Source organism: Methylosinus sporium, from assembly GCF_003113265.1.
GTDB lineage: Bacteria > Pseudomonadota > Alphaproteobacteria > Rhizobiales > Beijerinckiaceae > Methylosinus > Methylosinus sporium.
This window is the reverse complement of sequence record NZ_PUIV01000012.1, coordinates 64,693-88,517: the sequence shown is the minus strand read 5'-3', so window position 1 is coordinate 88,517 and position 23,825 is coordinate 64,693. Positions and strand designations below refer to the sequence as shown.

The following is a 23,825-nucleotide window of genomic DNA, read 5'->3' as shown; positions in this document are numbered from 1 at the left end:
GCCCCGCCGGTTCGGCGCGAGGCTCTCCACGAAGCCGCACATTTCGGCCATATCGTCGAAGGCCGCGGCATTGGCCGGATCGGCGGCCCGCCAAGCGTCGAATTCGGCCTTCTCGGCGGCCGAAAGCGCATCGGCTCGCATCCGTATCCACCAATTGACGGCGGCGACGCGCGGGCTGTCGTGATCGAAACCGTCGCTATAGTCGGTCATTGGTCTCGGCCATCGATCGGCGCGGCTCCTCCGCCGGCTGCTGTCTCATAGGACGCGCCGGAACGGAAAACGAAACGGGGGCGCGAAAAAAAAATCAATCGAGCGCGGCCCGGCAGCGCAGCAGAGCGAGCCGCAAATGCCGCCGCGCCATCGTCTCGGAAATGCCGAGCCGCCGCGCCGCCTCGTTCAAGGAGACGCCTTCGTGCATCACCAGCAGGCAGACCTCGCGACAGCGGGGCGGCAGCGCGTCGATCGTCTCCAGCACGATGCGCGTCTTGCGGCGGCTTTCGAGCGATTCTTCCGGCGTCGCCGCTTCCGAGGGCGTTTCGACGGGCGGATCGCCGAAATCGAGATAGCGTGTCTCGGTCTTGCGCCGACGGGCGAAATCCCTGGTGAGATTGACGGCGATCTGTTTCAGAAACGCCGTCGAATCGGCGACATTCTCGAAACGATCGTGGCGCAGCGCGCGCACGAAGGTCTCCTGAAGCAGATCCGACGCCTCCTCGCGTCCGACCCGGCGCGTCAAAAAAGTGAGCAGACCGCGTTTGTTGCGGAGGAAGAGCTCGCGGAACGAGATGAATTTGCTGTCCGACATACGCGGCGTCCGGATGCGTGCGGAGGGAATGCGGCGGAAGGAGCGGCGCCGTCGCGTGAAATCGGCGCGATCAGGCGCCGAGCGGCGGCGCGCGCGACGACCAGGAGCCGTTCCATGCAGACCGGACAGGAGTCGGAGTCTCGATGAGCCGCGGCGACGCGACGGCCGGCGGCGCATAGGGCAAGACCATGCCGAGCCGCATGGGCGCGACGGCGGCGCCTGCCGCGGCTCCTTCGCAGGCGGCGGGGCACATGTCGCAATGATGGCGTCCGCCCGCCGAACCGCCGTCCGCATCGGCGTCATGGGTCGCATCATGGGTGACGGAACGGCAGAGCCGATCGGCCGCGGACGCGCCGTCGAGGCGCGCCGAGCCGGAGGCGGCGACGGCGAACGCCTGCGCGAGACAAAGCGCGACGATCCCGCTCAACATGAGCGCGCGCGCCGTCCACCGCAAATTGGCCCAAAGCTTCGCCATGCCGGAAAAGGTCCATGATCGGCGGACGGCCGTCAAGAGCCAAGGCGCCGCCCGTGTCGGCGGCGCGACGACACTCTGCAGGTTGGGCGCGTCATGAGCGCCCGCCCCGGCCCTGCGGCGTTACTTCACGAATTTGACGGCCGCGAGAACGAGGCCGCCGATCGCGATGACGGCTACGAAAAGCCGACGGGCGATATCCGCGCGGAGATTTGCCGCCGTCGCCTCGATTTTCGCATCGAGCCGCAGCTCGGCCTCGCGCACGTCGGCCTTCGTCGCCACGGAGTCGCGCAACGCCGCATCCAGCGCGTCCGACTGGGCGCGCGCCTGCTTGTCGTCGAAGCCGGCTTCTCTGAGCCGATCGATATAGGCGAGACGATCGAAGGTAATGGCGGACGAAGTCATGCTCATAGGGTAGGCGCAGGCAAGGCCGGAATCGATCGACGAGCTTTTCCGCAGCCGCCGCCCGGCCCCTCGCCGTTCCGCGAAAAACAGGAGAAAATGCTAGAATTTCAAATGGCTGGGGGACCTGGATTCGAACCAAGATTAACGGAGTCAGAGTCCGCTGTTCTACCGTTGAACTATCCCCCAACGGTCGCGCGACGAAGCGGCGCGTCGCGGTGATCTAATGAGAGGACGCCCGTCTGTCAACATGATCGCCACGGTTGGACGCGCTCGAGCTCACGATCGGCGCCGGGCGCTCTCGAAATGCTCGCCCGAACGCGCTCCTTGGGCATTCGCGCCGGCCTTGCTACACTTCCCGCGATCGGCCATGAGTCTCGTCGAGACAAAGATCGGCGATGCGAACGGAAGAGGGCCGGTCGGGAGGCGGGTTGAAAAAGCCGGAACATTGGGGCGGGGGCCCGGGCGGCGGCGAAACGCCGCGCATGGGCGCGGGGACAGGCGCGTCCGACGACGGATCGAGCGATCACGCCCGCCCGTACGCCCCCGGCTCGCCCGACGCCCGCAGCGCGCGCGCCGCGGGCGAACGGCGCGACGATCATGTCTATGCGGCGCTCGATCTCGGCACCAATAATTGCCGGCTGCTGATCGCGCGGCCCGAGCAGCGCTCGCGGCGCAAATCCGACATGCTGCGCATCGTCGATGCTTTCTCGCGCATCGTGCGCCTCGGCGAGGGCATGGGCGTCTCCCGGCGCATCGGCGAGCAGGCGATCGAGCGCACGCTCGAGGCGCTCGAAATCTGCCGCGAGAAAATGAGCCTGCGCGGCGTCTCGCGCGCCCGGCTCATCGCCACCCAGGCCTGCCGCGCCGCCGAGAACGGCGCCGAATTCGTCGAGCGCGTGCGCGCGCGCACCGGCCTCTCGCTCGAGGTCATCGACCGCGAGACCGAGGCGCGGCTCGCTGCGCGCGGCTGCGGCTCGCTCGCCGATCCGCGCGCGGAGAGCATATTGCTCTTCGACATAGGCGGCGGCTCCACCGAGCTCGTCTGGCTGACGCGCTCGGCGCGCGGCTGTCTGTTGCGTCATTGGACCTCGCTCGAGATCGGCGTCGTCTCGCTCGCCGAGCGATTCGGCGGCAAAAGCGTGAGCCCGGCCGTTTACGAGTCGATGATCGCGCGCGCGCTCGAGGCGCTCGCCGCTTTCGCCGAGCGCACGGCCGCGGAGCGGCGCTGCGAGCGTTTCCATCTGCTCGGCACTTCCGGCACGGTGACGACGCTCGCCGGCGTGCATCTCGGCCTCGAGCGCTATGATCGCTGGCGCGTCGACGGACTCTGGCTGTCCGACGAGGATGCGACGCGCGCCATCGATCAGTTGCGCGCCATGGATTTCGACCAGCGCGCCGCCAATGGCTGCATCGGCCCGCAACGCGCCGATCTCGTGCTCGCCGGCTGCGCGATCTTCGAGGCGATTCGACGCCTCTTTCCGGCCTCTCGCACACGCATCGCCGATCGCGGCCTGCGCGAGGGGATGCTGCTCGAGATGATGGAGGCGGACGGATCGTTCGCGCCGCAGCGCGGGGATTGAGGCCGCCCGCCGGCCTCGGGTCCATCGCGCCGTCAGAAGGAGCGCTGCAGGCGCAGCCGCCCCTCGACCGTGGCGTTGGCGCCTTTCCATGAGGGCAGGCCGACCGACCACAGCGCTATGTCCGGCGCGAGCCCCACCGGCCGGCTGTGGTGATTGTCGCGCAGATACATGAGCTCGCCGCCGAGATCGAAATTCTTGAGCGGCGTCCAGACGAGATTGGAGCCGATGCGATATTCCGTCGTATTCACCGCGCCGACGCCGCCGCCGAAATCGGCGATGGCGCTCGGGCTGTAATAGAGCTCCAGAACCGAGCCGTAGAGGCCGGAGGAGAGCGTCGGCGTCCAGTAATGCTTGAAGGCCGCGAGCGCCGCCCAGCCGGTCGATTTGTCGCAATGGGCGCCCGCGGTCCAGATGCAGTCGAAGCTGGTGAATTCCCAGCCATTGCTGGCTTTGACCCCGCCATTGCCATAGCCATAGAAGGCGTTGCCGTTCACCGGGCCGCCGTTGAAGCTCAGATTATTTCCCATCAGATAGCCGACGGCGCCGCGAGCGTAGGTTCCCTGGATCCATAATTTGTCGCCCTCGGGGAAAAACTCCGGGGCGAATTTGTCGAGATTGAACTGCAAGCCCAGCTGCGCGGCATAGCCGTAATCCTCCTGCGAGACAGCCGGAATCGCCGTGCCGAGCGGCACGCCGGTGACCGGCGTCGCCACAGTGGCGTTGCGGGTGTAGAGCGAACTGCGCAGCTGATGCGCGGCCGCGGAAATCTGCGCCCCGCCCCAGGGCTGGTCGATGCGGAAGGCGCCGACGATATCGGGGATTTTCACGCCGTCCGGGACGCCGGAAAAGCGCGTGCCCCAGGCCGCGGCCGCGAAATCCGCGGCGGCCCCGGTGAGGCCATAGACCGCCGCGATCAGATTATAGGATCCGATGGTCGAGCCGATGAAGCCTCGCCGCGAGACGTTGTCCTCGAGGGAGAAGCTCAGCGAGACCCCGTCGCGGAAGCTGTAGGTATAGGCGAGCGCGCCGACCGTCGCATTGGAGCCGCGAAGCGCCTCCCAATTGATGTTGTCGGTGTAGAAATCGAAGAAAGACTGCACGCGGCCGACGGTGAGGCCGCCGAATTGCAAAAATGCCTTGTTGAGGATCGTCGTCTCGCGCGCCGTGGTGCGGAACGTCGTGCCGTTCGCGAAATTGGCGCCGCCGAAATATTGTCCGCCGCTCAGCGAGCCCGTCGCCGCGCTGCTGTCCGAACCAAAATAGGATTCGAGCCGCACGAAGGCGCGCATCGTGCCGTAGTCGGTGGGCGCGCGGGCGTCGAGTTCCGCCCGGCCTATGCCGACGAAGCCAGTGTTGTCGCCGCTGCGGGCGTTGGAATAGCCGAGATTCGGCACATGGCCCGGTAGGCCGAGCGGATTGCCGCCGGCGCCGGTTCCGAAGGCGACGGGATTGTCGGTGGCGATGATGCTGCGCGACATTCGGTAGGAGGTGCTCCAGCTCCGCCATTCGCCCACGGCGGCGCCGCCGAGGCGCAGGCAAGTGTTGGTGCCGGGAATATAGAAGAACGCCGCGCCATATTGATCGCAGACGCGCACATATTCGGCCGGGGCGGCGCGGCGCTTGGGGAGCTCTTCGGCGTCCGCCGCGATCGGGCAGGCTATGGCGACGACATAAGCCAAAATAAAAAGATTCGATTTGGGCATTTCTGCGATCCGTCGAAGCAATGTTCGATAGAACTGCGTATAAAGACTTACGTAATATCTAGAGCACAGACGCTTCGCCGAATCGGCGATGAAAAATTACTAATTTTCTATTATACTTTTTTCGTGACGGGAACGAGCGCGCGCAACGAGCGGCGCGAGCCTCTCGCCCAAAAACGCGACGGCCGCCCCGAAGGGCGGCCGCGATGGCTCGAAACGCTATGTATCGAATTTTGTCTTGGCCTCACCAGAAGATTTGCGCGCGCGCCAGGAAGAGGCTCGGGCGATCGCCGTTGAGATAGGGGCGGTCGGAGGGCGCGACGAGCGTGAGGGTCTTCGTCCAATTGGCCTGGAAGCGCACGCCGCGGACCGGATACCAGTTCAGCGCGAGGCTGAAATTGTCCTGGCGTCCGCCGAGCGTCGCCGTGCTGGCGATCGCCTTCTGGACGGCGTTGCCGGCGACGGTCGCCGCATAGACGAAATTGCCGTCGACCAGGCCGCCATTGTTGAGATTGATCTCGCTGTAGCGCGCGGCGAATTCGAAGGCGCCGAAGCCGCCCTTGTTCAGCGGGTTCTTGATCTGCACGTCGCCGAAGCTGCCGGGCGTGTTGAAGTCCTTGTCATAGCCCTTGTAGGAGGCCGCGCGCGACTCGCCGGTCAGGAACACCGAGCCGAGCACGTAATAGCCGCTGTAGCGCAGGCTGCTTCCGCCGCCATTGCCGTAGAGGAAGGCGTTGGTGGAGTCGCGCTCATATTGGGCGGCGATATATTCGCCCTGGAGCGAAAAGGGCCCATAGGCGCCGACGGCTTCGAATCCGTAGTTGTAGGAATATTTCAGGCAGCTCGAGCGCCGGGCGAAGGGGGCGATGAGCTGGCCGACGCCGGTCGTCGCAATGTTGAGCGTCGCCGCTGAGGCCGCGCAAGAGAGGTCCTGAGCCGCCGAGACGCGCGTCAGGGCGCCGCCGCCGCCGAGCACGTCCGTCTCCTCGCGCTCGGAGGACTGGCCGGGGCGCAGATTGGCCGCGTCGGTCGCCGCGGTGGTGTTGTTCGGCTTGTGATATTTGAACGAGGCGCCGACATGGAGCAGCTTGTCCTCCTCCGTGATGGGCGCGTAGATCGCGCGCACCGCGGCGTCCCAATATTGGGACTCGCCGGTGGGCGGGCTGGTCTGCGTGTCCTGCGGGCTCGTCGAGAAGATGCCCGTCTTGACCGCCCAGTTCTTGTCGCCGATCGCGACCGCCGCGCCGATATGGCGGCTCGGCGAGAGCACGGAGGGCAGCGAGCGCTCGATGAAGGTGAAATATTTGGAGGATTCGGTCGATTCCAGGCTGAAGGGCTCTCGGAAATTGCCGATCTGCACGGTGATCGGCAGAGACGTCAGCTCCGGCGGCAGGAATTTGTCGCGATAGGCGACATAGAAATCGCGGATGCCGGCGACGCCGGAGCCGGTGAAATCATATTGGACCTTGTAATACCAATTCTTGAAGGCCTTTCCGTCGACCTCTATGCGCGCGCGGCGGAAGCCGACATTGCTGCGCGAAATGGTGTCCGCGGAGGAGGCGAAGCCGCCGTCCGCCTGGATGTGGCCGCCGAGCTTGAAGCTGAAGTCCTGGTCCTCTGTCTCGACATAAAGGCCATTGCGGAAGGAGACGAAGACGGGCGGCGGAACATTGGCTCCCGGCGCGCCTTTGGCGGAATTGAGCGCATTCTTGACCTGAGCGGTGGACTTGGCCTGTTCCGTGAGTCGCGTCTCGAGTCGCTTCAATTGCGCCTTCAGCGCCTTGATCTCGCTCGCCGTATCCGCGAGAGCGGAAGCCGGAAGCCCGAAAGTCGCTGCGAAGGCGGCGAGAGCGACGCCGCCCGAGAGCCGCCACATTATCCGTCCGCGCGATCCCTTATGCCCGTTCATCAGTGTCCCCGTATTGACGCCTAAGTAGTATATCTTAGTCATAGACTATAGGGGTTGACTAGGCTGCTGGTCGGCGCGGGATGTTTTCAGCGGCAGCTGTTGCGGAAATGTCACGCCATGAAATTTGGCTCCATAATGAAAAAGGCCGCCCCGAAGGGCGGCCTCTTCTCGATCGAACGTCTCGCCGGGCCGAGAGGCCCGGCCTTTATCTCTCACCAGAAAACCTGCGTGCGGAACAGGAAGGTGCTCGGGTGCTGGCCGTTGAGATAGGGCTTGTCGGACGGAGCGACGAGCGTCATTGCGCGCGTCCAGTTGGCCTGGAGGCGGACGCCCCGCACCGGATACCAGTTCAGCGCGAGGGTCAGATTCTCCTCGCGGCCGCCCAGCGTCGCGGTGTTGGCGAGCGCCTTCTGCGCCGCATTGCCGGCGACCGCCGCCAGATAGGCGTAATTGCTGTCGACGAGACCGCCGTTGTTGAGATTGAGCTCGCTATAGCGCGCGGCGATTTCCCAGGCGCCCCAGCCGCCCTTGCCGAGCGGATTCTTGATCGCGATGTCGCTGAAGGTGCCCGGCGAATTCCAATCCTTGTCATAGCCCTTATAGGAGGCTGCGCGGGATTCGCCGGTCAGGAACACCGAACCCTGCACGTAATAGCCGCTATATTCGAGGCTCGAGCCGCCGTTGTTGCCGAGCGCCAGGGCCGTGCCCGCATCACGCTCGTAATGCGCGCCGGAATATTCGCCCTGCACCGAGAAGGGGCCGTAGGTGGCGGCCATTTCGAAATTGTAGTTGTAGCTGGATTTCAGGCAGCCGTTCTGCAGATAGCCGGGCGTCCACAACAGGGCCACGCCGGTCGCCGCCTTGTAGGCCGGGCTGCAGTTCAACGCCTGGGCCGACGGCACGACGATATAGGTGTTCTTCAGAATGTCGGTTTCGTCGCGGCTGCCGCTGCCCGGCAGCAGATTGTTCGGATCCTGCGCGGCGGTCGAGTCGTTCGGCTTATGATACATGAACGAGCCGCCGAAATGGAGCAGCTTGTCCTCCTCGACGATCGGCGCATAGATCGCGCGGGTCGTCAGGTCCCAATATTGATGACCCGTCGCAGCCGGATTCTGGGCCTTGTCTTGACCGAAGCTGGTCGAGAACACGCCGGCCTGCACGGCCCAATGCTTGTCGCCGAGGCCGACTCTCGCGCCGATGTGGCGGTCGGGCGCCAGGGCGCCCGGCAGCGCGCGCTCGATGAAGGTGATGTGCTTGGACGACGTCACCGTCTCCATGCTGAACGGCTCGTACTGGCTGCCGACCTGGAAGGTGATCGGCTCCGAGGTGATCTCCGACGGCAGCAGCTTGGCGCGATAGGCGAGGAAGGCGTCGCGAATGCCCTGGCTGCCCGTGCCCGTGAAGTCGTATTGGAACTTGTAGTACCAGTTCTTATAGGCCTTGCCCTCGACCTCGAGGCGGGCGCGGCGGAAGTCGACATTGCTGCGCGAACCCGTCGACGGGGCGCTGGTGAAGCCGCCGTCGACCTGCACGCGGCCGCCGACCTTGAAGTTGAAGTCCTTGTCTTCGGTCTCGACGAAGAGGCCGTTCTTGAAGCTGACGAACACCGGCGGCGGACCCTTGTGGTCGGGCGCGCTCTTGGCGGAGTTCAGCGCATTCTTGACCTGGTGGGTCGTCTTGGCCTGCTCCTCGAGCCGGTGCTCGAGCCGCTTCAGCTCCGCCTTGAGCGCCTTGATCTCGCTCGCCGTGTCGGCGACAGCCGCCGTGGGCGCGCCGAAAGCGCCGAGGAGCGCGACAACGGCCACGCCTCCCAGCAGCTTCGAAGGCGTCGCGCCTTTCGCGATCGTCTGGACCTTCGGTACATGTGTCATGTCAGCCTCTTGAATTGCTTACCGCTTGGGCAGCGCTAGAGGCGTTCTGTGACACAATCATCACAATTCGTAGGGGCGGGGCTTTGTGACGGCGCTTTCCCCTCGAGGTGTGGCTCAAATGCCACGTAGGGGGCGAGCCGAGGCGCCCGCCTAGCCCTTCGAATTGCAGCATTTTTCAGCGCCGCTCGCGCCCGTGTGATCCTCTGTTCGAGTGGTCGCGGCCGAGCGCGATATTGTGGCGACTCATATCGTAAAGAGGCCGAATTGTGTCCGATCGGCAACACCTAGGTGAAAAACCTTAAGGGAATCCGATTTCGGCCTTGCGCGGACAGCCGATCGAAATGTAAGACAATTACATGTGATGTTTCAAAAGAACATTTCATCGGTATAAGCTCACTCGATGAGCAAGGCTGATGAGAATTTTGGCATCATAAGTCGAGCAATAGGCAAATGGCGTAAATGACGCGCGCCGCGCAGTGTTTGGTTCCCGTCCAGGATAACTTGTCGTCGACACGAGTAGTCATTCCTCCGAATGAAGCCTCGTCCGGCGAAGAATTGTCCGAACCGATCATGCGAGACGCCGGACGCTCAGCGCAGGGGGCTTTGATGAGAGAACAGAATATCGGGTCGAAAATGGCGCGGAGGCTTTCGGGCGGCGTCGCGCTCGCCGCCTTCTGCGGGATTCTGGGCGTTCCGGCCCCGGCGCTGGCCGATACGGCGAGCGAGATCAAGGCGCTGAAGGATCAGATCAAGCGCCTCGAAGCGCGGATGACCGAGCAGGCCAAGACCAACGCCCAGGTCAAGAACGCCATCAATTCCGCCAAGACGCAGCCGGGGCTCGTCGCCCCACCGCCGGTGTTCGTCAGCTTCAAGAACGGCCTCTTCGTCGAGACCGAGGATAAGGCGTTCAACTTCAAGATCGGCGGCCGAATGCAGATCGACGGCGGCTTCTCCAGTTCGGCCGACACGACGTCGCGGTCGAATGTCGGTTTCCGCCGCGCGCAGCTCTGGATCGAAGGCAAGGCCTACAAGGACTGGTTCTACCGGTTTCAATATGACTTCACCAACTCGGGCACGCAGGGCATTCGCGACGCGTATCTGGCCTATCGCACCAAGCTGCTGCCGGAATCGATCACCAGTCAGCCCGTCACCTTCCAAGTCGGCAATTTCTTCGAGCCTTTCAGCATGGAGACGACCAGCTCGACGAGCAACATCACCTTCCTCGAGCGCGCCATGCCGACCGTTCTCGCGCCCAGCCGCCATATCGGCGCGGCGGTCGGTGTCGGCGACAAGCTGTGGTCGGTCAAGACGGGCATCTTCTCCACCTCGCCGCAGGACACGGCGACCGCTCCGCCAGCCGGCGAATCGCAATATTGGGACGTGGCGGCTCGCGGAACCTATGCGCCGATCCAGCAAGAGGACAAGCTGCTGCATCTGGGCTCGTCCTTCCGCTATCACCGCCCGAACAATACGACGGCTGGCACCAATGGCGCTTTTCTGCGGCCGGGCGCCGGCACGGAGCGTGAGGAGGCCGACATTCTCGGCGCCAGCGGAACATGGAGCCGCGTGCCGGTCGCTCAAGACCTGTCCTGCGCGCCGCCGTCTAACGCGACGACCAACGCCACCACGTTCAACACCTCGGTTACTGGCCTCGCCGGGCTCTATTACCCGTTCGCGCGGCGATCGAGCTGTCTGAAATACGCCTATAGCTATGGTTTCGAGGCCGCTGCGACCTATGGTCCGCTCTCGTTGCAGGCCGAATATATAGCAACTCGATACGAGCGCGATCCGCTCAACGCCTTCCTCTATTCCAATGGTGGCGGATCGAGCCTCCAGTTCAGCGGCTATTACGTTCAGGGTTCTTACTTCCTGACCGGCGAGTCGAAGGCCGAAGTCTATAACGGCTACGACAAGAACTGGAGCTCGCCCGGCACCTTCGGAGCGATCAAGATCAAGAATCCCGTCAACAAGGGCGGCTGGGGCGCTTGGGAGATCGCGGCGCGCTTCAGCGAGCTCAATCTCAACAATGGCGGGCTCGTCGACGGCAATTTCGTCTATGCGGCGACCGTGGCCGGCTCGGCCGCTCAGAAGGCGCTGGCCAATACAGCGACGCTCGGAGGCCGCCAGGAAAATCTGACGATCGGCTTGAACTGGTATCCGGTCAACGGCTTCCGTCTGCAAGCCAATTGGACGCGTGTGATGACCCTGGTCGCCGCCTCCGATCGTCCCTTCCTCAACGGCGATCACCCGAGCATCTTCCTCGCCCGCGCCAACGTCTTCTGGTGAGAACAAGCGCGAAAAGCGCGAATCGACCAAAATGGCCGCCCCTCGAGGGCGGCCATTGCTTTTGAAGCCCTGCCGCCGGCTATGGCGCAGCCGTTCCGGCGCGGCTGCAGCGGGCGGGACGGCGAAGACTCGGCCGCTCGCGTGCGATTCGGCTTGCCAATCGCGTCTCTCCTATTGAAAATCCGGCATGACCTCGTTTATTTCGTCGGTGCGCCGCTTTACCGAGCGGGCGAGACGCAGGATCCGCATGAACCGGTTCGAACGACAGCCGCAGGCCGCGGTCGAGGCCGAGGTCGAATATCGCGACGGCGACTTCCGCGTTCGCCGCCCGGGCGCCTTTGTGCGCTGCGCCGTGACCGGCGAGCCCATTCCGCTGGAAGAGCTCCGCTATTGGAACGTCGACCTGCAAGAGGCCTATTCCAGCACCGACGCCAAGCTCGCCCGCATCGGCGTGAGCTTCCCGAAGAAGCCGTGAGGCGTGTCAATTCCGCGCCAGCGCGCGGCGCAGAAGCCGGCGGAGCATTTCCTCTTTTTCCGAGCGTAAGCGGATCGGCAGAGCCTGCACGCGAGCGGCGGCGTCGGGAGAAAGACGCGCCGCGTCTTTCTCCGTCGTGACCAGCGTCGCGCCGAGGCGAGCGGCTTCTCGCTCGAGCGCCGCGAGCTCGCGCGCCGTATAGGCGTGATGATCGGCGAAGCTCTTTCGGCCGACGATCTCGACGCCCAAACCCTCCAGCGTCGCGAAAAATTTCTGCGGCCGCGCGATTCCCGCAAAGGCGAGCGCGCGTTCGGGGAGGCGATCGGCGAGGGGCGCGATGCGGGCGCGCAGAACCGGCTTTCCTGCCGCTCTCGCATGTTCGGCGACCGCTTCTCCTGCGGCGCCCTCGCCGATGAGCATGAGCGCGTCGACCGCGGCGAGCTGGCGCCGCAAGGGCGCGCGCAGCGGGCCGGCCGGGAGGCACAGCCCATTGCCGGCGCCATAGGATCCATCGACGACCATCAGCGCGAGATCGGGCTCGAGCCGCCGGCTCTGCAATCCGTCGTCGAGCGCCAGCGCCGTCGCCCCGAGATCGCGGGCGAGACGCGCCCCCGCAGCGCGATCGACGCCGACGATGGTGGGCGCGCAGCGCGCCAGCAGCAGCGCTTCGTCGCCCGTCTCGCGCGCGGTATGGATTTTCGCATCGACGAGGAAAGGCGCGCCCCGCATGTCGCGGGGGCCATATCCGCGGGTGAGAAAGAACGGCCGCTCGCCCATTTCCATTAGAGAAGCGGCGACAGCGAGCGCCGCCGGCGTCTTGCCGTCGCCGCCGAGCGTCGGCCCGCCGATCACGATCGCCGGCAGATCGGCGCGCGCGCCCGGCCGCGCCATGCGCGCCGAAGCGATGGAGCCATAGAGCGCGCCGAGCGGCGCCAATGCGCGCGCCAGCGGCGAGGCCGGCGCGCGTCGCCAGAAGTCAGGCGCGCGCATTTTCGCAGGCGCGGCGCGAGCTCATTTCTGCTCCAGCGCCGATTGGGCGAGATAGGGCTCGATCGCCGCCATTATGCTCTGCGAGGCGCCGCCGAGCTTCCTCACCACTTCGGCGCCGGCGCGGCCCATCTTGCGCATTCGCGAGGGGTCGGAGAGCAGGAATTGCAGCGCGCGCGCCAGCGAATCCGCATCGCTCACGCGGGCGGCTGCTCGGGCGGCGGCCAGCTCGCCATAAATGTCGGCGAAATTCTCGACATGCGGTCCATGCAGGATCGCGCAGCCGAGCTTGGCCGGCTCTATCGGATTATGTCCGCCCTCGGCGGTCAGCGATTTTCCCGTGAACACCACGCTGACGGCGCGGAGAAACAGGCCGAGCTCGCCCACCGTATCAGCGACATAGATCTGCACGCCGCGCCGCGGCTCGCCGTCGCGCGAGCGCAGGCCGACCGCGAGGCCTTTGGCGCTGGCGAGCGCGGCGATCTCCGCGCCGCGCTCGGGCTTGCGCGGCACAATGATCGTCAGCAACGATGGAACCTCGCCGGAAAGCGAGAGATGCGCGTCGATCGCGATCTCCTCCTCGCCGGCATGGGTGGAGATCGCCGCCCAGACCGGACGCGGGCCGATGGCGCCATTGAATTCGGCGAGCCTGCCGGCGCCGACGGGCGGGGGCGGCACGTCGAATTTCAGATTGCCGCAGACCCGCACGCGCGGCGCGCCGAGGCCCAGATAGCGCGCGGCGCTCTCGGCGTTCTGCGCGAGGCAGAGATCGATCTCGCCGAACAAGGTTCGCGCGCCGCCGGGCAGTCGCCGCCAGCGCGCGGCGGAGCGGCGCGAGATGGTGGCGTTGACGAGAACGAGCGGCAGCCGCCGCGCATGAATCGCGCGGATCATATTGGGCCACAGCTCCGACTCGGCGAAGAGCACGATGTCGGGACGCCAATGCTCGAGGAATCGCTCGACGAATTGCGGCGCGTCCAGCGGCAGAAATTGATGCACAGCGCCGGCCGGCAGCCGCGCCCGAAGCACTTTGGCGGAGGAGACCGTGCCCGTGGTGACGAGAACCTCGACGCCGCGCTGAATGAAGCGCTCCACCAGCGGCAGCAGGGCGAGGCTCTCGCCGAGGCTCGCGCCATGCAGCCAGACCAGCCGTCCGGCGGGACGCGCCAGACCGGGCGCGCCCATGCGCTCGCCGATCCGCTCGGGGTCTTCCTTGCCTTGCTTGGCGCGCCAGCCCAGCGCCGCGCCGGCGAGAGGCGTCAATCCGATGGTCAGCAATCGATAGATCGTCAGGACCGGCATCGACGCCCCGGTTGCAGCTCGCCAGTAGAATGGCGGCCGCTGGTCACGGCGCGCCGGCCTCGAAAGATCATGCGGAATCGTCGGCTCGCCGCGCGCGGTCCCGCCGATATCGGCTCATTTCAGGTCGGGATCGAGGAGGCTGTGCAATTGCACGACAAAATAGCGCATATGAGCGTTGTCGACCGTGGCATGTGCTTTCGCCTTCCAGGCGGCGAGCGCGGTTTCATTGTCGGAGTAGATGCCGACGATGTCGAGCTTCGTCGGGTCGCGGAAGGCGACGCCCTGGAGGTCGACGAGCTCGCCTCCGAAAACGAGATGAAGCGCCTGCGACGCGCCGCCGTCCTGTGTAGTCGTTTCGCTCATATCACGCCCTTCGAAACCGCCCGCGCCAGCGCGAGACTCTCGGGAAAGATCGATTGCGGGGCCGCCACCAGCATGTCGCGCCGCAGTTGCGGGCGATTATAGCGCAAAGGAAGCCCCTCGAGCTCGGACAAGACGCCGCCCGCCTCGGTGAGTATCACATCGGCCGCGGCAATGTCCCAGTCTTTCGAATCCGCGGAGGCGATGGTGAGATCATTGCGGCCGGCGGCGACGTCGGCGACGCGCAGAGCCAGCGAGGGCGTGCGATCCTGCACCGCCAATTTATATTCGGAGTCGGCGAAGCGGGCGGAAAGGCCGCGCGGCGCCTCCAGCCGCGCGCCCGCCAGAATGGCGCGTTCGGAGACGCGGATCGGCGCGCCATTGAGCGCCGCGCCATGGCCGGCGGCGGCGGCGAAGGTCCATTCCAGAGCCGGGGCGTGAATGACGCCGAGCGTCGGGCGTCCCTCCTCGATCAGCGCGATCGACACCGCCCAGCGCAGGTCGCCGCGCAGAAAGGCCTGCGTTCCGTCTATGGGGTCGACGACGAGCAGCCGTGGGCGCAGCAGGCGTTCTTTATTGTCCGCGGTCTCCTCGGAGAGCCAGCCGGCGTCCGGGAACAGCGCCGACGCCGCCTCCTGTAGAAAGCGGTCGACGGCGAGATCCGCCTCGGTCACGGGCGAGCCGCCGTCCTTATAGGAGACGGCCGCGCTGGTCCTCGCGCCGGGGCGGAAAAAGCCCATGGCGATTTCGCCCGCCCGCCGCGCGACGGCTTCCAGCAGGGGCAGCCGAGCCGCCAGCTCGGTCGGCGCCAAGTCGTTTGAATTGTCGGCCATTGAGACTTTCGTTAAGCGAGCCGCGCCCCTCCCGCAAGGCGGTCTTTTCGGCGAATTGCCGCGAATTTCGCCGATCTCGTTTGCTCAATGCTAACCCAATGCTCCAGATTCAGTCGAAAAGGCAATGGTTTACGGGCGATTCACCAGCCTTGTTAGCGAGCTTTGGCCGAGCCGTCGCCCAACATGCCCCTCAGAAAAGGCGGGACCAAACGCCAAGATCACGATCGAAGGAACGGGCGCATGTTCGAGACCAGCATTGCGGAGACGCAGCTTCAATTCGCCGTCCAACGCGATCGGCGCGCCGACGGCGGCCAGCGCCAGGTGCGCGTCGGCCGGCGCGACATTCTGATTTCCCGGCGTCTCGCCGGAGTGTCCATGATGATCAGCGTGCCGGTGCAGGCCTATCGCGGCGTCGCTCTCGACGTCGAGCCGAGCCGGGACGGCGGCGCCTCCTATCGGCTGTCGCTCGCCCATCAGGACCCCGATCTCGACGTCGTCCTCACCGAGACGGCTGACGGCGGCGCAATCTCGGCCGATTGGAAATATTGGGCCTCCTATCTCGATCTGCCGCGCCTCGCCGCGCGTGGCGGCGCGCTCGAGACAATCGATCCGCGCCTCGGCGGCGTCGCTCTGCGCGAGGCCATCGCGCGCCGCAAGAAGACGTCCGTCGTCCAGCGCCGCCCGCGCTTCTGCGCGCGCCGCAAGGAAGGCGAGGGCGAGCGCATGGCGACGGTCTATCAGGGCGAGCGCGAGATCGTCTGCTATGAATAAGCGAGTATGGCGCTCTGCGCCGCGAGCCCGGCGAAGAGCAGCAGGCCGGCGTCGCGATTGGAGCGGAACAGCATGAGCGCCACTTGCGGCGTGGCGGCGTCGTTGGTCCGATAGACCTGCCAGCAAAGATGCGCCGCATAGGCGGCGAGACCGAGCTGCGCGAAGCCGCCGACATCGGCCGTGAGCAGCGCCAATTCCGCGAAGACGACAGAGCCGAGATAGAGCGCGCCCACGGCGAGACGCACATGCGCGCCGAACAGCAGCGCCGTCGAGCGAACGCCCGCTATCGCGTCGTCGCGCTTGTCCTGCAGCGCATAGATCGTGTCGAAGCCGATCGTCCACAAAATCGCCGAGGCGTAGAGGAGGACGGCCGGTAGGCCGAGCCCGCCGGCGAGCGCCGTCCAGCCGAGCAGCGCGCCATAGGCGAACGCCAGCCCCAGCACCGCCTGCGGCCAGGAGGTGACGCGCTTGGCGAAAGGATAGATCAGCACGATCAGCGGCGAGGCGAAGCCGAGCGCGATGGTGAAGCCGTTGAAGGACAGAAGAACGCCGAGGCCGACGAGGCATTGCGCCACGAGAAAGGCGATCGCCGCGCGCAAGGAGACGCGGCCGCTGGCGAGCGGACGCAGCCGCGTGCGCTCCACCTTCGCGTCGATCTTGCGATCGACGATGTCGTTATAGGTGGAGCCGGCGCCGCGCATGGAGACCGCGCCGATGAAGAAGAGCAGCAAATGCCAGACATTCGGCGGCGTCCCGAGCGCCGCGGCGGCGAGCGCGCTCCCCTGCCAGCAGGGCAGCAGCAGCAGCCACCAGCCGATCGGCCGATCGAGGCGGGCGAGCTGCACATAGGGACGGAGCGGGTCCGGCGCGAGGCGCCAGAGCGGATGGTCGGCGACGGCGTCGGGCAGCCGTGGCTCGTCCTGAGGCCGTTCCGCAGCGCTCACAGCGGGCCGGCGGGCAGCTTCTGCGCCTGCGGGCCGATGCCTGCGGCCTGTTCTTCCTGCATTTTCTTCGCCTTGGCGGCGACCGCGCAGGCCTGGGCGGCGAAAGTCTGCGTCTTGCCGCGCGCCTGCTTGAAACCGTCGACCATAGCGTCGGGAATGTTGCACCATTCCTTGTTCTTATCGATATAGGCGGCCATCTCGGTCTCTATGGAGACGAGCTTGCGCGCCACCGGGCAGGCCGCGATCGGGTCCATCTTGCCCTTGGACGCCTTGCCGATATTGTTGAGCGTCTGGATCTGGGACATGCGCCGCTGCGAGAGCTTCTGAAAATCCTCCTGGCAGGACTGGGCCAGAGCGGTCGACGCTCCCGCTGTCGCAAGAAGAATTCCCAATATCGGCGCGCCTGCGATCATGCCTGCAATCGCCCGCGCGTTCCGCGCGATACCGCTCCTTGCCCTCATGGCGGCGTTCCCCTTTTATGGTTTAAGCGGTCTTAGCAAGAGACTTGCGCCCCTTGCAAGCATCCGGCAGTTTCGCGGATAAAGCGGCGGCTTGATGGCGGCCTGCCTCTCACGCTCCGGGAAAGCTCGTGTCACGTTATGAATTCTCCGCGCAGCGGCTGTTCGTCGCGGCGCGCCTCGAGGCCGGCGCGCGTATCATTCCGGACGCCGACCGGCTCAATTATCTGTTGAATGTGCTGCGTCTGCGCGAGGGCGACGCAATTCTGCTATTCAACGGCCGCGACGGCGAATGGCGCGCGCGCCTCGCGGAAGTGGCGAAGCGCAAAGCGATTCTCGTCGTCGAGGAACGACTGCGCGCGCAGACGGCGAGCGCCGATCTTCATTATTGCTTCGCGCCGCTCAAACATGCGCGTCTCGACTATATGGCCCAAAAGGCCACCGAAATGGGCGTTTCGCGGCTCGCGCCGATCATCACCCGCCGCACCCAGGCGCGCCGCGTCAATCTGGAGCGCCTTTCCGCCAATGTGGCGGAGGCGGCCGAGCAATGCGGCGTGCTGAGCCTGCCGGAGGTGGTCGAGGAGCGCTCTCTCGATGCCTATCTCGCCGCGCGGGAGGCGGAACGGCTGCTGGTCTTCTGCGACGAGGACGCCGAGCTCGCCGATCCGATCGCCGCTCTGCGCGCGGCGCCGGCGCATAGGGGCGTCGACGTTCTGGTCGGCCCGGAGGGGGGCTTCGATCCCGAGGAACGGGAGATGATTCTCGTCGCCCCGCTCGCCACGCGCCTCGCGCTCGGCCCACGCATATTGCGCGCCGACACCGCCGCCGTCGCGGCGCTCGCCATGGTTCAGGCGGTTCTCGGAGATTGGAGTTGACGGCTTTCCGCAGCGACACGATGCTGCCACGATTATTCGACCTTATTGGACCTAAGTGGTCGCCGTCGCGTGACCTCTCGCGTCGAAGCGTGCGAAGTAACGAGTTGGTAAACATCGGGCGGCAACATCGAGGCGCGGCGCAAATCGCCCATTCGGTTGTTGCGATGCGAGACATTTTCGAGGCTGATCTGCGAATGACCGTTTTCACCGCCGAAGCTCGCGGGCTCGACGTCCGCTGGATTGTCGCCTGCCTCTGCCTTTGCGCCGCCATCGGCGCGCCGGCGACGCAGGCGCAGACGACCGGCGTAATTCCCCCCAATGGACGCTGCGCCCGTTTCGGCGAGGGGTTCGTCCCGGTCGCCGGCTCCGACAATTGCGTGCGTCTCGGCGGCCATGTGCGCGCCGGGGGGCTCGGCGGCCCGGTCGGGTCGCAGGATGGAATGCGGCCGATCGGCCATTCCTATGTGCGCGCGCCGGGAGCTGCCGGCCTCTACGCGCGCTGAGCGCCGCCCGCGCGCGTAGAGGCGTGGGGCGTCGCTCCTATTACAGCAGGCAATCCATGAAGGCCGGCTCGACCGAACGGCCCCATTTTCCGTGATAGGCCTCGAGCCGGCGCTCTGCGAGCGTGCGGCCGCTCTCGGCGATCTCCTCCAGCGGGGCGAGATAGATTGTCTCGTCGCGCTCCTGCGCGTCCCGTTTTCCCCGACGGGCGAGACCGGCGCGCGCCAGCGCCAACATGTCGCGGGCGATCTCGAGCGCGCTGCGGCCTTTGATGCGCGCCGCCAGCGCGAGGCGTGGAACATCGGCGCGCAGCGTCTCCCGCTCCTCGGCGCTCCAGCCCTCGATCAGCGCCAGCGCCCCGTCCAGCGCCGCGCGATCATAGAAGAGCCCGACGAAGAGCGCCGGCAGGGCCGTCATATGCGAGCGCGGCCCGCCGTCGGCGCCGCGCATTTCGAGATAGCGCTTGAGCCGCGCCTCCGGGAAAATGGCGCCCAAATGATTGGCCCAGTCCGACATTGTCGCGCGCTCGCCCGGCAGAGCGGCGAGCTTGCCGTCCAATAGATCGCGGAAGCTCGCGCCGGCGACATTGTGATAGACCTCGCCGCGTTTGACGAAATAGAGCGGCACGTCGAGCGCATAATCCACATAGCGCTCGAAGCCCATGCCGGGCTCGAAGGCGAAGGGCAGCATTCCGGTGCGGTCGGCGTCGGTGTCGCGCCAGATCTGCGAGCGCTGCGACAAAAAGCCGGTCGGCTCGCCGTCGATGAAGGGCGAATTGGCGAAGAGCGCGGTGACGATCGGCTGCAGCGCCAGGCCGACGCGCAGCTTGTCGACCATGTCCTTCTCGGAGGTGTAGTCGAGATTGACCTGGATGGTCGCTGTGCGGAACATCATGTCGAGGCCGAGCGCGCCGACCTTCGGCATATAGGCGGCCATGATCCCGTAGCGCTGCTTGGGCATTGCGGGCGTCTCGGCGCGCCGCCATTTGGGGCTCGCGCCGAGATCGAGAAAGGAGATTCCGAAACGACGCGCCACCGGCTCCAGAGCCGCGAAATGAGCGTCGAGCTCGTCCTTTACGCCATGGACCGTGGGCAAAGGCGCGCCGGAGAGCTCGAATTGGCCGCCCGGCTCCAGCGAAACGGCCCCTTGGCCATGCGGGTCGTAGAGGCCGATGATCGCCTCGCGATCGGTGATCGGCTCCCAGCCGAGCGCCGCCCCCAATCCTTCGAGCAAATCCTTTATGCCGCCGGCCGGCGACGTATAGGGCACAGGCGCGCGGCTCTCGCCGAAAAACGGGATTTTCTCATGTTCCGTCCCGACATTGAGATCGTCGGGCGTCTTGATTCCGGCCTCGAACCATTCCACGAGCGCATTGCGCGACGTGATCGGCGTCGTATCGTTTACGTCGCGAGCCATCAGCAACTTTCAGTGAGGACCGGCGCAGCGGTCCATATAGGTCGACTTCCCTTCCGGCGAGCGCGAAAGGGCGGGCGCGAACGACAGCGCTTCCGGCTCGGCGCCGAAGCAATATGCGTTCCGGCTGCTGCATTGGCGGAAAAGCCGCCGGCGCGCAAGACCGCCGCTCCGGCCCGCGCGCCAGAGTACACGGCGGCTTAACCCTTTCGAGACGAATTATGCTTAATTTCTGCTTCGGCGCTGGCCGCGCCCCCGTGGCGGGACTACCGCCGTGGCCGGACCGCTCGAGGAATTTGACCCATGCCGAATTGCCTGCGCCGATTTCTGGCGGACGAGAGCGGAGCGACGACCCTCGAATATGCGATGATCGGCTTCTTCCTCTCGATCGTGATCCTGGCGGCGACGCGCATCATCGGCACCAAGCTCTCGGCCGCCTATTATCTCCCCGTCGCCAATAATCTGACCTGAGGTCAGCCTCTCGCCGAGGTGAAAATCCGTCCCAGCAATTCGTCGAGATCGGGCCGCCGCTCGGCGTCGGCCGGGGCCGTGAGCGTCTTGCGGATATGATCCAGCGCCTCTTGGAGCGCATCGGCCGGCGGGGCCGTCTGCGGCTGCGGCGCCGGCTTGGTCCCGAACAAGCTCGCAAATAGCCCGGTCAGCCAGCCGCCCTTCGGCGCCGGCGGCGCCGGCGGCTCCGTCGGCTGATCCAAGACGGCGGCGACGCCTTGGCGCTCCAGCGTCGAGCCGAGCCCGCCGGCGGCGATCGAGACGAGAACCGGCAGCAGGCGCTGCAGCACATCGGCGCGCAGGCCGCTCTCGCGGGCCGCCAATTGCGAGACCTCGCCGGCGGCTGCGGCCGAGCCGAAGAGATGCGCGACAATGGCGTCGCCGCCGTCGAGGCTGGCCTGCGAATGGGCCTCCTCGGCATTCTCGAAAGCGGCGCGATGGGCGGCGTCATTGGCGGCGTCGAGGAGGGGGCGCAGCGAATCGGGCTGCTCGGCGGCCTTGCTCAGCGCCGCGACCAGCGCCGGCAGCAGCGAATCGACGGCGGCGCGCGTCTGCCAGGACGCGAGACCGAAGCGGTCCGAGAGATTTTCGATGATCTGGCCGCCTTGAGCGGACTGTATTATATCGACGATATTCGACATATTCGCCCCCGTCCCCTCATAGACCGCGAGATGGGCCGCGAGACACTCCGGCATCGGCGCGGGCCAGTCTTCGTCGATGGCTTGTGTAGCAGATTTTCGGGCAGGCGGCGAGGGAGCGGGCGCTCGGCTTGACAGCTATCCCCATGCGGGACATCACAGCGCGGCGCGCTTCGGCCGCCCCCTTTCGATCAAGAGGCGCTAGAGAATGAATATTCAGCACCGCCCGTCGCCGAAGCCGCCGTTGAAGATTCTTCTGTGCTCGCCGCGGGGCTTTTGCGCCGGCGTCGTGCGGGCGATCGACGCGGTGGAGCGGGCGCTCGCCAAATTCGGGCCGCCCGTCTATGTGCGGCACGAGATCGTCCATAATCGCTATGTGGTCGAGGCGCTGAAGGCAAAAGGCGCGATCTTCGTCGAGGAGCTGGAGGAGGTGCCGGACACGAAGGCGCCGGTGATTTTCTCCGCCCATGGCGTCGCCAAATCTGTTTCCGCCGAGGCCGCCGCGCGCAATCTTCTGGCGATCGACGCCACCTGCCCGCTGGTGACCAAGGTGCATCGCGAGGCGGAGATTCATCACAAGCGCGGGCGCAAAGTGCTGCTCGTCGGCCATTCCGGCCACCCGGAAGTGGTCGGCACCATGGGCCAGCTGCCGCCGGGCGCGGTGGAGCTGGTCGAATCGGTCCAGGCGGTCGAAGAGCTGAGGCTCGAGGATGTGGCCGATCTCGCCTATGTGACGCAGACCACTCTGTCGCTCGACGATTCGCAGGAGATCGTCAGCGCGCTGACGCGGCGCTTCCCGCAGATCGTCGGTCCCCATAAGGAGGACATCTGCTATGCGACCACCAATCGCCAGGCGGCGGTGAAGCAAGTGGCCCCGCAGGTCGATGCGGTGCTCGTCGTCGGCTCGCCCAATTCCTCCAATTCGCAGCGCCTGCGCGAGGTGGCGGAGCGGTCCGGCGCGCCGGCGCAGCTGGTCCAGGGCCGCAGCGAGATCGATTGGAGCATGTTCGCCGGCATTGCTTCGCTCGGCATCAGCGCCGGGGCCTCGGCGCCGGAGGTGCTGGTCGAGGAGATCATGGAGGCTTTCGCCGAGCGCTATGAGATTTCCGTCGAGACCGTGTCCGCCGCGCTGGAAGACGTCGCCTTCCCGCTCCCCAAGGAGCTGCGCGCGCTCGCCTGACGCGCCTCGCTTTTCTCCAACCGCGCGGAACTCATGGCCGTCTACACAGATGTCGACGACGAGGAGCTGATCGCCTTTCTCGCAGGCTATGACCTCGGCGCGCTCTTGTCCTGCAAGGGCATCGCCGAAGGGGTCGAGAACTCCAATTATTATCTGCATACGAGCGCCGGCAGCTTCATCCTCACCCTCTATGAGAAGCGCGTCGCCGAGGCCGATCTGCCCTTTTTCCTGGGGCTGATGGAGCATCTCTCCGCCAAAGGCCTCGGCTGCCCGCAGCCGGTGCGCGACCGCGCCGGCGCGGCGCTCGGGCGGCTCGCCGGGCGGCCGGCGGCGATCGTCACTTTTTTGGACGGCTATTCCGTCCATCATCCAGAGCCCGCCCATTGCGCGCGGCTCGGCGAGGCGCTGGCGCAATTGCATCTCGCCGGCGCCGATTTCCCGCTGCGCCGCGCCAACGCTTTGTCGGTCGGCGGCTGGCGGCCGCTCTATGCGCCTTTCGCCGCGAGGGCGGGCGAGGTGGCGGAGGATTTGGGCGCGATCGTCGCCGCGGAGCTGGAGACGCTCGAGCGCGATTGGCCCAGCGGCCTGCCGGAGGGCGTCATCCACGCCGATCTCTTCCCGGACAATGTGTTCTTCCTCGGCGATCGCGTCTCCGGCCTCATTGATTTCTATTTCGCCTGCGTCGATTCGCTGGCCTATGATCTCGCCATCTGCCTCAACGCCTGGTGCTTCGACGCCGCCGGCGCCTATGATGCAGAGAAGGGCGCGGCGCTTCTCTCCTCTTACGCGCGTGCGCGTCCGCTGACGGAGGCGGAGGCGGACGCCTTTCCGCTGCTCGCGCGCGGCGCTGCGCTGCGCTTTCTGCTGACGCGCTTCGTCGATTGGCTGAATGTGCCTCGAGGCGCGTTGGTGCGGCCCAAGGACCCGCGCGAATATCTCGCGCGCCTGCGTTTCCACAAGACCATACGCTCCGCGAGCGACTATGGTCTGCGCACATGAGCGGACGCGTCGCCATCTGGACCGACGGCGCCTGCTCCGGCAATCCCGGCCCGGGCGGCTGGGGCGCCATATTGCGCTTCGGCGAGCGCGAGAAGGAGATTTGCGGCGGCGAGACGGGGACCACCAATAATCGCATGGAACTCACCGCCGCGATCGAGGCGCTGGAGGCGCTGACGCGGCCCTGCCATGTCGATCTCCACACCGATTCGCAATATGTGCGCGACGGCATCACCTCCTGGCTGAAGGGCTGGAAGGCGCGCGGCTGGAAGACGGCGGACCGCAAGCCGGTGAAAAACATGGACCTCTGGACGCGGCTCGACGCCGCGGCCGAGCGTCACGCTGTCGCCTGGCATTGGGTGCGCGGCCATGCCGGCGACGAGATGAACGAGCGCGCCGACGCGCTCGCCCGCAAAGGCATGGCGCCGTTTCAGTCGAAAGCGCGCTGAATGCGGCCGGCGCCCCTTGCCGAATGAGACTCTAAATACCAAATCAATCGGGCAGAGCTCTTCTTCTACTCAGGGGCGCAGCCGAGGCTGCGCCCCTAATTTTTT

General features: G+C 66.1%; 25 protein-coding genes and 1 tRNA gene. 10 read left to right on the top strand and 16 right to left on the bottom strand.

What is annotated here, in order from left to right; genetic code table 11:
• From C5689_RS10090 to C5689_RS10070, 5 genes are all read right to left on the bottom strand, one after another.
• Positions 1 to 210 (bottom strand): FecR/PupR family sigma factor regulator (locus C5689_RS10090; RefSeq protein WP_146188371.1); only part of this gene is annotated, 210 nt, incomplete at its 3' end.
• A gap of 94 nt (positions 211 to 304) precedes the next feature.
• Entirely contained in the window at positions 305 to 805 is a 501-nt protein-coding gene (locus C5689_RS10085; RefSeq protein WP_108917147.1) for an RNA polymerase sigma factor, read from the bottom strand.
• 70 nt (positions 806 to 875) lie between these two features.
• Positions 876 to 1,280 carry a DUF2946 family protein gene (locus C5689_RS10080; protein ID WP_108917146.1) on the bottom strand — a complete coding sequence of 135 codons (405 nt, stop codon included), beginning with the start codon at positions 1,278 to 1,280 and terminating at the stop codon, positions 876 to 878.
• A 120-nt stretch (positions 1,281 to 1,400) separates the two neighbouring features.
• Entirely contained in the window at positions 1,401 to 1,688 is a 288-nt protein-coding gene (locus C5689_RS10075; protein ID WP_108917145.1) for a CCDC90 family protein, read from the bottom strand.
• Positions 1,689 to 1,794: 106 nt separating this feature from the next.
• Positions 1,795 to 1,868: transfer RNA gene (locus tag C5689_RS10070), tRNA-Gln, on the bottom strand.
• Between the two features lie 296 nt (positions 1,869 to 2,164).
• Between C5689_RS10070 and C5689_RS10065 the strand changes: the two genes are divergently transcribed.
• Positions 2,165 to 3,262 carry a Ppx/GppA phosphatase family protein gene (locus C5689_RS10065; protein ID WP_425293398.1) on the top strand — a complete coding sequence of 366 codons (1,098 nt, stop codon included), beginning with the start codon at positions 2,165 to 2,167 and terminating at the stop codon, positions 3,260 to 3,262.
• Positions 3,263 to 3,294: 32 nt separating this feature from the next.
• Here C5689_RS10065 and C5689_RS10060 read toward each other — a convergent pair whose 3' ends face one another.
• The 3 genes from C5689_RS10060 to C5689_RS10050 all read right to left on the bottom strand — a co-directional run bounded on the left by C5689_RS10060 (position 3,295) and on the right by C5689_RS10050 (position 8,742).
• Positions 3,295 to 4,965 carry a porin gene (locus tag C5689_RS10060; protein ID WP_108917144.1) on the bottom strand — a complete coding sequence of 557 codons (1,671 nt, stop codon included), beginning with the start codon at positions 4,963 to 4,965 and terminating at the stop codon, positions 3,295 to 3,297.
• Between the two features lie 241 nt (positions 4,966 to 5,206).
• Positions 5,207 to 6,871 carry an OprO/OprP family phosphate-selective porin gene (locus C5689_RS10055; protein ID WP_108917143.1) on the bottom strand — a complete coding sequence of 555 codons (1,665 nt, stop codon included), beginning with the start codon at positions 6,869 to 6,871 and terminating at the stop codon, positions 5,207 to 5,209.
• Between the two features lie 212 nt (positions 6,872 to 7,083).
• Positions 7,084 to 8,742: an OprO/OprP family phosphate-selective porin gene (locus tag C5689_RS10050; protein ID WP_108917142.1), complete on the bottom strand. Its 1,659-nt coding sequence runs from the start codon at positions 8,740 to 8,742 to the stop codon at positions 7,084 to 7,086.
• Positions 8,743 to 9,348: 606 nt separating this feature from the next.
• Here C5689_RS10050 and C5689_RS10045 point away from each other — a divergent pair.
• Both C5689_RS10045 and C5689_RS10040 read left to right on the top strand, forming a co-directional pair.
• On the top strand, positions 9,349 to 11,028 hold the full coding sequence (locus C5689_RS10045; RefSeq protein WP_244594657.1) for an OprO/OprP family phosphate-selective porin: 1,680 nt from the start codon (positions 9,349 to 9,351) through the stop codon (positions 11,026 to 11,028).
• A 247-nt stretch (positions 11,029 to 11,275) separates the two neighbouring features.
• Positions 11,276 to 11,503, top strand: a complete 228-nt coding sequence (locus tag C5689_RS10040; protein WP_108917140.1) for a DUF2093 domain-containing protein — start codon at positions 11,276 to 11,278, stop codon at positions 11,501 to 11,503.
• Between the two features lie 6 nt (positions 11,504 to 11,509).
• Here the strand turns inward: C5689_RS10040 and lpxK are convergent, their stop codons facing one another.
• From lpxK to C5689_RS10020, 4 genes are all read right to left on the bottom strand, one after another.
• A complete protein-coding gene (lpxK, locus tag C5689_RS10035) occupies positions 11,510 to 12,493 on the bottom strand; it encodes a tetraacyldisaccharide 4'-kinase (protein WP_108917139.1) in 984 nt (327 codons plus the stop codon).
• A gap of 21 nt (positions 12,494 to 12,514) precedes the next feature.
• Positions 12,515 to 13,792, bottom strand: coding sequence for a 3-deoxy-D-manno-octulosonic acid transferase (locus C5689_RS10030; protein WP_108917138.1), 1,278 nt, complete (start codon positions 13,790 to 13,792; stop codon positions 12,515 to 12,517).
• Positions 13,793 to 13,906: 114 nt separating this feature from the next.
• Positions 13,907 to 14,155: a DUF4170 domain-containing protein gene (locus C5689_RS10025; RefSeq protein WP_108917137.1), complete on the bottom strand. Its 249-nt coding sequence runs from the start codon at positions 14,153 to 14,155 to the stop codon at positions 13,907 to 13,909.
• Positions 14,152 to 14,985 (bottom strand): 3'(2'),5'-bisphosphate nucleotidase CysQ, encoded by an 834-nt coding sequence (locus C5689_RS10020; protein WP_108917136.1) that lies wholly within the window; start codon positions 14,983 to 14,985, stop codon positions 14,152 to 14,154. Before C5689_RS10020 ends, C5689_RS10025 begins: the two co-directional genes overlap by 4 nt.
• A 240-nt stretch (positions 14,986 to 15,225) precedes the next feature.
• Here C5689_RS10020 and C5689_RS10015 point away from each other — a divergent pair, with 240 nt between their 5' ends.
• Positions 15,226 to 15,756: a DUF6101 family protein gene (locus C5689_RS10015; protein WP_108917135.1), complete on the top strand. Its 531-nt coding sequence runs from the start codon at positions 15,226 to 15,228 to the stop codon at positions 15,754 to 15,756.
• On the opposite strand, the gene ubiA is transcribed toward C5689_RS10015, so the two are convergent.
• Both ubiA and C5689_RS10005 read right to left on the bottom strand, forming a co-directional pair.
• Positions 15,747 to 16,700: a 4-hydroxybenzoate octaprenyltransferase gene (ubiA, locus tag C5689_RS10010; protein WP_108917134.1), complete on the bottom strand. Its 954-nt coding sequence runs from the start codon at positions 16,698 to 16,700 to the stop codon at positions 15,747 to 15,749. The two genes, C5689_RS10015 and ubiA, sit on opposite strands and share 10 nt — an antisense overlap.
• A complete protein-coding gene (locus C5689_RS10005; protein WP_108917133.1) occupies positions 16,697 to 17,113 on the bottom strand; it encodes a hypothetical protein in 417 nt (138 codons plus the stop codon). The genes ubiA and C5689_RS10005 overlap by 4 nt, the downstream gene beginning before the upstream one ends.
• Positions 17,114 to 17,289: 176 nt before the next feature.
• Here C5689_RS10005 and C5689_RS10000 point away from each other — a divergent pair, with 176 nt between their 5' ends.
• Both C5689_RS10000 and C5689_RS09995 read left to right on the top strand, forming a co-directional pair.
• Positions 17,290 to 18,033: a 16S rRNA (uracil(1498)-N(3))-methyltransferase gene (locus C5689_RS10000; RefSeq protein ID WP_108917132.1), complete on the top strand. Its 744-nt coding sequence runs from the start codon at positions 17,290 to 17,292 to the stop codon at positions 18,031 to 18,033.
• A 194-nt stretch (positions 18,034 to 18,227) separates the two neighbouring features.
• Positions 18,228 to 18,536: a hypothetical protein gene (locus tag C5689_RS09995; RefSeq protein WP_146188370.1), complete on the top strand. Its 309-nt coding sequence runs from the start codon at positions 18,228 to 18,230 to the stop codon at positions 18,534 to 18,536.
• A 40-nt stretch (positions 18,537 to 18,576) separates the two neighbouring features.
• On the opposite strand, the gene C5689_RS09990 is transcribed toward C5689_RS09995, so the two are convergent.
• Positions 18,577 to 19,950: a glutamate--cysteine ligase gene (locus C5689_RS09990; protein ID WP_108917130.1), complete on the bottom strand. Its 1,374-nt coding sequence runs from the start codon at positions 19,948 to 19,950 to the stop codon at positions 18,577 to 18,579.
• A gap of 300 nt (positions 19,951 to 20,250) precedes the next feature.
• On the opposite strand from C5689_RS09990, the gene C5689_RS09985 reads away from it, so the two are divergent.
• Complete coding sequence (locus C5689_RS09985; RefSeq protein WP_018266747.1) at positions 20,251 to 20,418, top strand: Flp family type IVb pilin; 168 nt, start codon at positions 20,251 to 20,253, stop codon at positions 20,416 to 20,418.
• Positions 20,419 to 20,420: 2 nt separating this feature from the next.
• Here C5689_RS09985 and C5689_RS09980 read toward each other — a convergent pair whose 3' ends face one another.
• On the bottom strand, positions 20,421 to 21,152 hold the full coding sequence (locus tag C5689_RS09980; protein ID WP_108917129.1) for a DUF937 domain-containing protein: 732 nt from the start codon (positions 21,150 to 21,152) through the stop codon (positions 20,421 to 20,423).
• A 151-nt stretch (positions 21,153 to 21,303) separates the two neighbouring features.
• Here C5689_RS09980 and ispH point away from each other — a divergent pair, with 151 nt between their 5' ends.
• From ispH to rnhA, 3 genes are read left to right on the top strand one after another with little or no spacing between them, the layout of a single operon-like run.
• The gene (gene ispH, locus C5689_RS09975) at positions 21,304 to 22,275 is read left to right on the top strand and encodes a 4-hydroxy-3-methylbut-2-enyl diphosphate reductase (RefSeq protein WP_108917128.1); all 972 of its coding nucleotides are present in this window, start codon (positions 21,304 to 21,306) and stop codon (positions 22,273 to 22,275) included.
• 33 nt (positions 22,276 to 22,308) lie between these two features.
• Positions 22,309 to 23,274 carry a homoserine kinase gene (thrB, locus tag C5689_RS09970; protein WP_108917127.1) on the top strand — a complete coding sequence of 322 codons (966 nt, stop codon included), beginning with the start codon at positions 22,309 to 22,311 and terminating at the stop codon, positions 23,272 to 23,274.
• Positions 23,271 to 23,720 carry a ribonuclease HI gene (gene rnhA, locus C5689_RS09965; protein ID WP_108917126.1) on the top strand — a complete coding sequence of 150 codons (450 nt, stop codon included), beginning with the start codon at positions 23,271 to 23,273 and terminating at the stop codon, positions 23,718 to 23,720. Before thrB ends, rnhA begins: the two co-directional genes overlap by 4 nt.
• The last annotated feature ends 105 nt before the right edge of the window (positions 23,721 to 23,825 follow it).